The sequence below is a fragment of the Streptomyces sp. NPDC007872 genome, from assembly GCF_042868165.1.
In the GTDB taxonomy this organism is placed as follows: domain Bacteria; phylum Actinomycetota; class Actinomycetes; order Streptomycetales; family Streptomycetaceae; genus Streptomyces.
The window spans coordinates 297,509-305,558 of sequence record NZ_JBIAEA010000010.1 but is presented as its reverse complement, the minus strand read 5'-3'; the positions used below and the strand labels follow the sequence as shown (position 1 = coordinate 305,558).

General features: G+C 73.2%; 10 protein-coding genes and 1 pseudogene. 9 read left to right on the top strand and 2 right to left on the bottom strand.

Annotated features, from left to right (window positions below):
- Together ACFYNX_RS30100 and ACFYNX_RS30095 are read left to right on the top strand one after the other, a co-directional pair.
- A pseudogene (locus ACFYNX_RS30100) lies at window positions 1–122 on the top strand (ferrochelatase); the annotation flags it as partial.
- Window positions 123–304: 182 nt separating this feature from the next.
- Window positions 305–1,114, top strand: a complete 810-nt coding sequence (locus ACFYNX_RS30095) for an inositol monophosphatase family protein (RefSeq protein ID WP_125666782.1) — start codon at window positions 305–307, stop codon at window positions 1,112–1,114.
- Between the two features lie 116 nt (window positions 1,115–1,230).
- Here ACFYNX_RS30095 and ACFYNX_RS30090 read toward each other — a convergent pair whose 3' ends face one another.
- Entirely contained in the window at window positions 1,231–1,407 is a 177-nt protein-coding gene (locus ACFYNX_RS30090) for a hypothetical protein (protein WP_365551601.1), read from the bottom strand.
- 361 nt (window positions 1,408–1,768) lie between these two features.
- Here ACFYNX_RS30090 and ACFYNX_RS30085 point away from each other — a divergent pair, with 361 nt between their 5' ends.
- From ACFYNX_RS30085 to ACFYNX_RS30070, 4 genes are all read left to right on the top strand, one after another.
- Window positions 1,769–2,422 (top strand): response regulator transcription factor, encoded by a 654-nt coding sequence (locus ACFYNX_RS30085; RefSeq protein ID WP_030211224.1) that lies wholly within the window; start codon window positions 1,769–1,771, stop codon window positions 2,420–2,422.
- Window positions 2,423–2,427: 5 nt separating this feature from the next.
- On the top strand, window positions 2,428–3,666 hold the full coding sequence (locus tag ACFYNX_RS30080; protein WP_388665831.1) for a sensor histidine kinase: 1,239 nt from the start codon (window positions 2,428–2,430) through the stop codon (window positions 3,664–3,666).
- A 395-nt stretch (window positions 3,667–4,061) separates the two neighbouring features.
- Window positions 4,062–4,358: a DUF4193 domain-containing protein gene (locus ACFYNX_RS30075; protein ID WP_003955561.1), complete on the top strand. Its 297-nt coding sequence runs from the start codon at window positions 4,062–4,064 to the stop codon at window positions 4,356–4,358.
- Between the two features lie 12 nt (window positions 4,359–4,370).
- Window positions 4,371–5,408, top strand: coding sequence for a hypothetical protein (locus ACFYNX_RS30070; RefSeq protein ID WP_388665829.1), 1,038 nt, complete (start codon window positions 4,371–4,373; stop codon window positions 5,406–5,408).
- Window positions 5,409–5,474: 66 nt separating this feature from the next.
- Here ACFYNX_RS30070 and ACFYNX_RS30065 read toward each other — a convergent pair whose 3' ends face one another.
- Window positions 5,475–5,987 carry a DUF3093 domain-containing protein gene (locus ACFYNX_RS30065; RefSeq protein ID WP_388665827.1) on the bottom strand — a complete coding sequence of 171 codons (513 nt, stop codon included), beginning with the start codon at window positions 5,985–5,987 and terminating at the stop codon, window positions 5,475–5,477.
- 58 nt (window positions 5,988–6,045) lie between these two features.
- Between ACFYNX_RS30065 and ACFYNX_RS30060 the strand changes: the two genes are divergently transcribed.
- From ACFYNX_RS30060 to ACFYNX_RS30050, 3 genes are read left to right on the top strand one after another with little or no spacing between them, the layout of a single operon-like run.
- The gene (locus tag ACFYNX_RS30060; protein ID WP_388665825.1) at window positions 6,046–6,630 is read left to right on the top strand and encodes a PaaI family thioesterase; all 585 of its coding nucleotides are present in this window, start codon (window positions 6,046–6,048) and stop codon (window positions 6,628–6,630) included.
- A complete protein-coding gene (gene dut, locus ACFYNX_RS30055) occupies window positions 6,630–7,142 on the top strand; it encodes a dUTP diphosphatase (protein ID WP_365551614.1) in 513 nt (170 codons plus the stop codon). The genes ACFYNX_RS30060 and dut overlap by 1 nt, the downstream gene beginning before the upstream one ends.
- Before the next feature lies 1 nt (window position 7,143).
- Window positions 7,144–7,902 (top strand): DUF3710 domain-containing protein, encoded by a 759-nt coding sequence (locus ACFYNX_RS30050; RefSeq protein ID WP_365551617.1) that lies wholly within the window; start codon window positions 7,144–7,146, stop codon window positions 7,900–7,902.
- The last annotated feature ends 148 nt before the right edge of the window (window positions 7,903–8,050 follow it).

Below are 8,050 nucleotides of genomic sequence, written 5' to 3'. Positions count from 1 at the left end.
CCCGGACCGAACGGTGCGCCCTGGGCGCGCTCGGACCCTCCCACGACCTGTGCCCCATCGGCTGCTGCCCCGCCAGAACCGAACGCCCCGCAGCCACCGGCGCCGACAGCCCCTACGCATAGGACCTCGGCGCGCGGTGCGAAGCCGTACGCGGTGCGAAGCCGTACGCGCGTGCGTGGCGGCCCGAGACCCGCACGCACGCGCGTGAAGCCCGCGATCCGTCCGCACGCACGCGCGTGAAGCCCGCGACCCGGCCCGTACGCGCAAGAGACCCGTGACCCGTCCGTCCGCGCAAGGAGATCCCATGACCGAGGTTCCCGACCCCCTCCTCACCGAGCTGCACGACCTCGCCCTGGAGGCCGCCCGGCGGGCCGGAGCGCTGCTGCGCGACGGCCGGCCCGACGACCTGACCGTGGCGAAGACCAAGACCAGCCCCATCGACGTGGTCACCGAGATGGACATCGCCGCCGAGAAGCTGATCACCGGTTTCCTCGCCGAGCACCGCCCGCAGGACGGCCTCCTCGGCGAGGAGGGCGCCGCCAGCCCCGGCACCAGCGGCGTCCGCTGGGTCATCGACCCGCTGGACGGCACCGTGAACTACCTCTACGGGCTGCCGACCTGGGGCGTCTCGATCGCCGCCGAGCGGAACGGCGAGACCGTCGTCGGCGTGGTCGAGGCGCCGCTGCGCGGCGAGACGTACCACGCGGTCCTCGGCCGCGGCGCGTACGCCGGGGACCGGCGGCTCGCCGTCCGCCCCTCGCCCGCGCTCGACCAGGCCCTGCTCGGCACCGGCTTCGCCTACGTCCAGACCCGGCGCGCCCACCAGGCCGACGTCGCCCGGAAGGTGATCCCGCTCGTCCGCGACATCCGGCGCGGCGGCTCGGCCGCCCTCGACCTCTGCGACGTCGCCGCGGGCCGCCTCGACGCCTACTACGAGCGCGGCCTCAACCCCTGGGACCTCGCCGCGGGCGCGCTGATCGCCCGCGAGGCGGGTGCCCTGACCGGCGGCCGCCCCGGGGAGCCGGAGTCCGGCGACCTGACGGTCGCGGCCTCCCCGGGCCTCTTCGCACCCCTCCAGGAGCTCCTGGAGGAGCTGGGGGCCTGGCACGACTGACCCAGGTCCCGGCGGGCCGGGAGCGGACGGACGAGGGCCCCGGTGCCGGGACGGCACCGGGGCCCTGCGCGGGTGCAAGGTTCCACCGGCGGGAGCGGTGGCAGCGGCGGTCCGGATCAGGCCGCTTCCGGTACGGCCACCTCCACGCCGTACTCGGCGGCCAGGCGGTGCAGGTCCTCCAGCTCGGCCTGCTCCACCTCCACCAGGTAGTCGTCTCCCGTCTCACGCGCCCGCGTGAGGTCCGTCTGCGTGGTCCTGATGCGGTGCAGCAGGCCTGCGGTGAAAGCGTCCATCGTGCGCCCCCTCGTCGTGGGTCAGGTGGCACGGGGGTGTGCCGAGGGTGTTCGGATCACGCGCCGCGGTCTCTGGGGGACAGAGAGCGTCGGGTGGCGTGCCACATACGGGGCGTGATCGCGGGGTGTGCAGTCGTCCTCCCCACCCCCTTCCTCAGAGAAACCTCAACTGGCCCGCGAATCAGATGAATTCTCGGTGCCCCTCCCCGGAGCGCCGCCGGGGCGCCGTCCGGCCCCCGGGCCCTCCCCGCCGCCTTACAGCCGGTTTACGCGCGTACGGGGCAGGATGGACACCCACAGTCAGCTCAGGTCTCGGCCGGTCCCCGCCCCGGGACGCGGCTCAACGGGAAGGATGTACGACGTGCGCGTACTCGTCGTCGAGGACGAGCAACTGCTCGCCGATGCGGTGGCCACCGGACTGCGCCGGGAGGCCATGGCCGTCGACGTCGTGTACGACGGCGCGGCGGCCCTGGAGCGCGTGGGGGTCAACGACTACGACGTCGTCGTCCTCGACCGCGACCTGCCCCTCGTGCACGGCGACGACGTCTGCCGCCGGATCGTCGAGCTGGGCATGCCCACCCGCGTCCTGATGCTCACCGCCTCCGGCGACGTCAGCGACCGCGTGGAGGGCCTGGAGCTGGGCGCGGACGACTACCTCCCCAAGCCCTTCGCCTTCACCGAGCTCACCGCGCGCGTGCGGGCCCTCGGCCGTCGCACCACCGTGCCGCTCCCGCCGGTCCTGGAGCGCGCCGGCATCAAGCTCGACCCGAACCGCCGCGAGGTCTTCCGCGACGGCCGCGAGGTCCAGCTCGCGCCGAAGGAGTTCGCCGTCCTGGAGGTCCTCATGCGCAGCGAGGGCGCCGTCGTCTCGGCCGAGCAGCTCCTGGAGAAGGCCTGGGACGAGAACACCGACCCGTTCACCAACGTGGTCCGCGTCACCGTCATGACCCTGCGCCGCAAGCTCGGGGAGCCCCCCGTCATCGTCACCGTGCCCGGCTCCGGGTACCGGATCTGAACCCGATGGCCACGACCCCCGCGCCCCACCCCCAGGCGCCCCCCAAGCCGACCTGGGACCCCAGGGACCCCGTCCGCCCGCTCCTGCGCCCGACCATCCGGATACGGCTCACCCTGCTGTACGGCGGGATGTTCCTGATCGCGGGCATCCTGCTGCTCTCGATCATCTACCTCTTCACCGCGCAGGCCCTCAGCGACAGCGCGGCCCGGCTGCCCTTCAAGGTGATCGACGGCACGGTCCAGCCGACCACCTCCGGGTGCCAGTTGCCCGCGAAGGGCACCGGCGACCAGCTCAACGACGCCGTCACGCTCTGTCTGCGGCACCAGGGCGACCAGGCCCTGGACGACCTGCTGCGCCGCTCGCTCTTCGCCCTGCTCGGCCTGAGCATCATCGCCTTCGCCTTCGGCTACGCCATGGCGGGGCGGGTGCTCTCCCCGCTCGGCCGGATCACCCGCACCGCCCGCCAGGTGGCCGGTTCGGACCTGTCCCGGCGGATCGAGCTGGACGGCCCGGACGACGAGCTCAAGGAGCTGGCCGACACCTTCGACGAGATGCTGGAGCGCCTGGAACGGGCCTTCACCGCCCAGCAGCGGTTCGTCGCGAACGCCTCGCACGAGCTGCGGACCCCGCTCGCGATCAACCGCACCCTCCTGGAGGTGCACCTCTCCGACCCCGGGGCGCCCGTGGAGCTCCAACAACTCGGCAAGACCCTGCTCGCCACCAACGAGCGCAGCGAGCAGCTCGTCGAGGGCCTGCTGCTGCTCGCCCGGAGCGACAACCAGATCATCGAGCGCAAGGCCGTCGACCTCGCCGAGGTCGCCGAGCGGGGCGTCGACCAGGTGCACGCCGAGGCCGACGCCAGGGGCGTCGAGATCCGCGGCGAGCGCGCGCCCGCCGTCGTGCAGGGCAACGGCGTCCTGCTCGAACGGATCACGCTGAACCTGCTCCAGAACGCCGTGCGGTACAACGTGCCGGAGGGCGGCTGGGTGGAGGTCACCACCGAGGCCGAACACGGCCAGGCGGTGCTGCTCGTCTCGAACACGGGACCCGTGGTCCCCGCGTACGAGATCGACAACCTCTTCGAGCCGTTCCGGCGGCTCCGGCAGGAGCGGACCGGCAGCGACAAGGGGGTCGGCCTCGGCCTGTCGATCGCCCGGTCCGTGGCCCGCGCCCACGGCGGCCGTATCATCGCGGAGCCCCGCGAGGGCGGCGGTCTCGTGATGCGCGTCACTCTGCCGATCTGACACACTGCACAGACCGACCGGTTCCGTTCGCTTTGCGCGGAATTCCGCGCCCCCGTCCCTGAGACGCTCATGTGTGATCGATCACAGGGGAGGGTGCGTGGCCGTCCACTCTCCGTGACCGGGAAATCCCTCCGAAAACCAGGAAAAGTCCGGGTTTTCGGGGCCCCGAATGACGGGAAGTACACGGGGTGGCGCCTGCGAGGGATGCCCGCCGGACCGTGTACGGTCCGGTTCGCCACCCGAAGCCGATCACTCGTGAGAGGGCGCGACGGGTGTCGATTGAGTAACAGACCTTGATGTGAGGCAAAATCTCCGCCTCAGGTCGGGCACAAGTCCGACCTCTCACGCGTTACGTGCGCTGGAGACACCGCAACCACCCAGAGGGGGAGAGCGACATGGCAACGGATTACGACACCCCACGCAAGACCGACGACGACGTCGACTCGGACAGCCTTGAGGAACTGAAGGCCCGCCGGAACGACAAGTCGACCTCGACCGTCGACGTCGACGAGTTCGAGGCCGCCGAAGGCCTGGAGCTTCCCGGCGCCGACCTCTCGAACGAAGAGCTGGCCGTCCGGGTCCTGCCCAAGCAGGCCGACGAGTTCACCTGCATGAGCTGCTTCCTCGTGCACCACCGGAGCCAGCTCGCCCGGGAGAAGAACGGTCAGCCCATCTGCCGCGACTGCGACTGAGAACGCTCGACCGTGGCAGGCGACACACCGTCCCGGAAGCGGCGTCTGCGGCTCCCCGGGAGCCCGCGGACGGACAAGGGCGGACACGGCCCGGCAGAGGGCGCCCAGGAGGCCCCCGACGCCGAGCCCGCCGCCTCCCTGCCCTCCCTCGGCGCACGTGACGACGAGCGGGGCCTACCGGCCTCGCTCGAAGCGGCCGCCGCACCGGAGGAGGCACCCCTTCCCGCGGAGCGGGACACGGAGCAGGACGACGGGTCGCCCGTCGAAGCACGACGGGCCGGGCGCCTCGGCGCCGTCAAACGGCTCGCCGACCCGGCGCGCAGCCGACTCGACAAGATGAAGATCGACTCCGGTCGCGTCGACGCCGTCCGGCGCGGCGTCGCCCAGGGCGTCAAGCGCGGCGGAGACGGCGCGAAAGCGGGCATCGGCCATCTGGCCGACCGGCTGATCGACCTCGCCCCCCGGATCCCCGTCCGCGACCTGGCGACCCTCCGCAGGCACTTCCCCGGGCTCGGCCCCGAGGAGATCGCCGACAAGCTCGTCAACGGCGCGGCGAACGCGTCCTCGACCGTGGGCGCGGGCATCGGCGTCGCCGCCATGCTCCCCGTACCCCCGGCCCTGCCGGCCGAGCTGGCGGCCGAGATCACCGGCGTCGCCGCCGTGGAGCTCAAGCTCATCGCCGAGCTGCACGAGGTGTACGGGCTGCGTCCCCCCGGCCGGCTCACCCAGCGCTCGGCGGCCTATCTGACCTCCTGGGCCGAGGAGCGGGGCATCGACCCCACCAAGCCCACCACCGTCAACGCGGCGCTCGGCGGACAGCTCAAGCGCGAACTGCGCCAGCAGATCATGAAGCGCATGGTGCGTAACCTGCCGAACCTCATGCCGTTCATGGTGGGCGCCGCCGTCGGCGCCGTCATGAACCGCCGCGACACCAAGAAGCTCGCCGCGCACATCCGCAAGGACCTGCGCGAGCGCCAGGTGCCCTGGAGCGCCCTCCCGGAGCTGCCCCCGCTGGACCAGCCCGAGAACCCCGAGGAGCTGGGCTTCTAGCGCCCGTCCGGCTTCGTGGGCCCGGCGCCGCCGGCCGGGCCCGGCCGGCGCGGGATCCCGCCGCGGTCAGTCCCCGGCGCCGGTCCGCGCGGACTCGAGGGCGGCGGCCAGCGCCTCCGGCTCGCGGCTGGACAGGTACACGTACGGCGTCGGGTCCGCCGGGTCCGTCACCTCGATCCGCACCGCCCGCGGCACGTAGCCGCGCATCAGCATGAAGGCGCGCGTGTCCGCCTTGTACGTGCGCCAGGCGCGCGCCTCCTCCGCGTCGAGCACCTCGGCCGCCCCCAGGGCGGAGACCGGGATCCGCGCGTCGCCCGCCACCAGCGAACCGGCCACCACCCGGATCCGGGCGGAGCCGTACGAGGAGACCGCGACCCCGGCGAGCACCGCCGCCACGATCAGGCCGCCCAGCATCGGGACCGTCCCGAAGGGGAACATGATCAGACCGCCGGACAGTCCGAGCAGGCCCGCGATCACCCACCAGGAGCCGGGCGCCGTCAGCCGCTCGTCGAAGCGCGGCGCGGCCGGGGCGGCGGAGGACTCGGGGGAGGGGGCCGGGGACGGTACGGAAGGCTGCATGCGTCCAAGCTTGGCACGGCGCGACCCGCGTCCGTCCGCGCGGGTAAGGTCTGCGCCTGTGACTGCAACATCTGCCGCCCTCACCCCGCCGGCCGACGCCATACCGCCGGTACGCCACCCCGACGCACCGGCCCCCGGCGAGCTGCTCGGCTCGCACTACGGGCACTGTTTCGGGTGCGGCGGCGGGCAGCCCCACGGCCTCCACCTGGAGGCGCGGGCGGGCGAGGGCGTGACCGTCACCGCCGGGTTCACGGTGACCGCCGACCACCAGGGCGCCCCCGGCCTCGCGCACGGCGGCGTCCTCGCCACCGCGCTCGACGAGACCCTCGGCTCCCTCAACTGGCTGCTGCGGGTCATCGCCGTGACCGGACGCCTGGAGACCGACTTCCTGCGGCCCGTGCCGGTCGGCACCGTGCTCCACCTGGAGGCCGCCGTCACCGCCGTGCACGGCCGCAAGCTCTACTCGACCGCCGTCGGCCGGATCGGCGGGCCGGAAGGCCCCGTCGCCGTCCGCGCCGACGCCCTCTTCGTCGAGGTCAAGGTCGACCACTTCATCGACAACGGGCGCCCGGAGGAGATCCGCGCGGCCATGTCCGACCCCGACCAGCTCAGGCGCGCCCGCGCCTTCGAGGTGAACCCCTGATGCGCAACCCCGTCGACGTACTGATCCGGCGCGTGGACCCCGAGGTCCCCATCCCGGCCTACGGGCACCCCGGCGACGCCGGCGCCGACCTCGTGACCACGGAGGCCGCCGTGCTGGCCCCCGGCGAGCGCGCCGTCCTGCCCACCGGCGTCTCCCTGGCCCTCCCCGACGGGTACGCCGCCTTCGTGCACCCGCGCTCCGGTCTCGCGGCCCGCTGCGGAGTGGCGCTCGTGAATGCCCCGGGGACGGTGGATGCCGGGTACCGTGGAGAGATCAAGGTGATCGTGGTCAATCTCGACCCGCACGAGAGCGTGCGGTTCGAACGATTCGACCGGATTGCCCAACTCGTCGTCCAGCAGGTCGAGAAGGTGCGCTTCCACGAGGTGGCGGAACTTCCCGGTTCGGCGCGGGCCGAGGGGGGCTTCGGGTCCACCGGCGGCCATGCCGCCGTGGACGGCACGACGGGTGGGAATCGATACGCTTCGGTCGTATCCGACCGGGAAGGACAGTGACGTGTTCGGACGTCGCAAGAAGAGCGGTGCCGCCGAGGACGCGGCGGGCGAGGCCGAGCAGGTCGTCGACGCGGTGGAGGGCGAGGACGCGGCCGAGCCGCGTCGGGTGAACCTTCCGCCCGCGCCCCGGCCCGACGGGCCCTGGGACATCTCCGAGGTCACCAAGCCCGACGAGGGCCGCGTGGACCTCGGCGGGATCTTCGTACCCGGCGTCGAGGGCATGGAGCTGCGGGTCGAGGTGGCGGGCGACGCGATCGTCGCGGCCACCGTCGTGCTGCGCGACAGCGCCGTACAGCTCCAGGCCTTCGCCGCCCCCAAGAACGAGGGCATCTGGGGCGAGGTCCGTGACGAGATCGCCACGGGCATCGTCCAGCAGGGCGGTGTCATCGACGAGGTCGAGGGGCCGCTGGGCTGGGAGCTGCGCGCGCAGGTCCCCGTGCAGTTGCCGGACGGCAACCGCGGCGTGCAGCTCGTGCGCTTCGTGGGCGTCGACGGACCCCGCTGGTTCCTGCGCGGAGTGATCTCCGGCCAGGGCGCGGTCCAGCCCGAGGCGGCCGGACTCCTGGAACAGATCGTCCGCGACACCGTGGTCGTCCGCGGTGAGGGCCCGATGGCCCCGCGCGACCCGATCGTCCTCAAGCTGCCGAACGACGCGCAGATGGTGCCGGACGGCGTGCAGCAGGAGGAGCAGGAGAACTCCCGCTTCTCCGGCGGCATGGGCCAGCTCCAGCGCGGCCCGGAGATCTCCGAGATCCGCTGAACCACGGAATCGGAAGCCCGCGGAAAGACCGGTGGGGCGGGGCCCCCCCCCCGGGGGGGGGCCCCCCCCCCCGGGGGGCCCCCCCCCCCCCCGTGCCGGGTTGAGCGGGTAAAGGGGGTGTACCCGGCGCCCGCGGGGGGGGCCCAGC

Excerpts from the sequence above, each read along its gene's own strand:
- ACFYNX_RS30080 (WP_388665831.1), top strand. The coding sequence starts at position 2,428 with ATGGCCACGACCCCCGCGCCCCACCCCCAGGCGCCCCCCAAGCCGACC.
- ACFYNX_RS30075 (WP_003955561.1), top strand. The coding sequence starts at position 4,062 with ATGGCAACGGATTACGACACCCCACGCAAGACCGACGACGACGTCGAC.
- ACFYNX_RS30095 (WP_125666782.1), top strand. The coding sequence starts at position 305 with ATGACCGAGGTTCCCGACCCCCTCCTCACCGAGCTGCACGACCTCGCC.
- ACFYNX_RS30090 (WP_365551601.1), bottom strand. The coding sequence starts at position 1,407 with ATGGACGCTTTCACCGCAGGCCTGCTGCACCGCATCAGGACCACGCAG.
- ACFYNX_RS30065 (WP_388665827.1), bottom strand. The coding sequence starts at position 5,987 with ATGCAGCCTTCCGTACCGTCCCCGGCCCCCTCCCCCGAGTCCTCCGCC.
- dut (WP_365551614.1), top strand. The coding sequence starts at position 6,630 with ATGCGCAACCCCGTCGACGTACTGATCCGGCGCGTGGACCCCGAGGTC.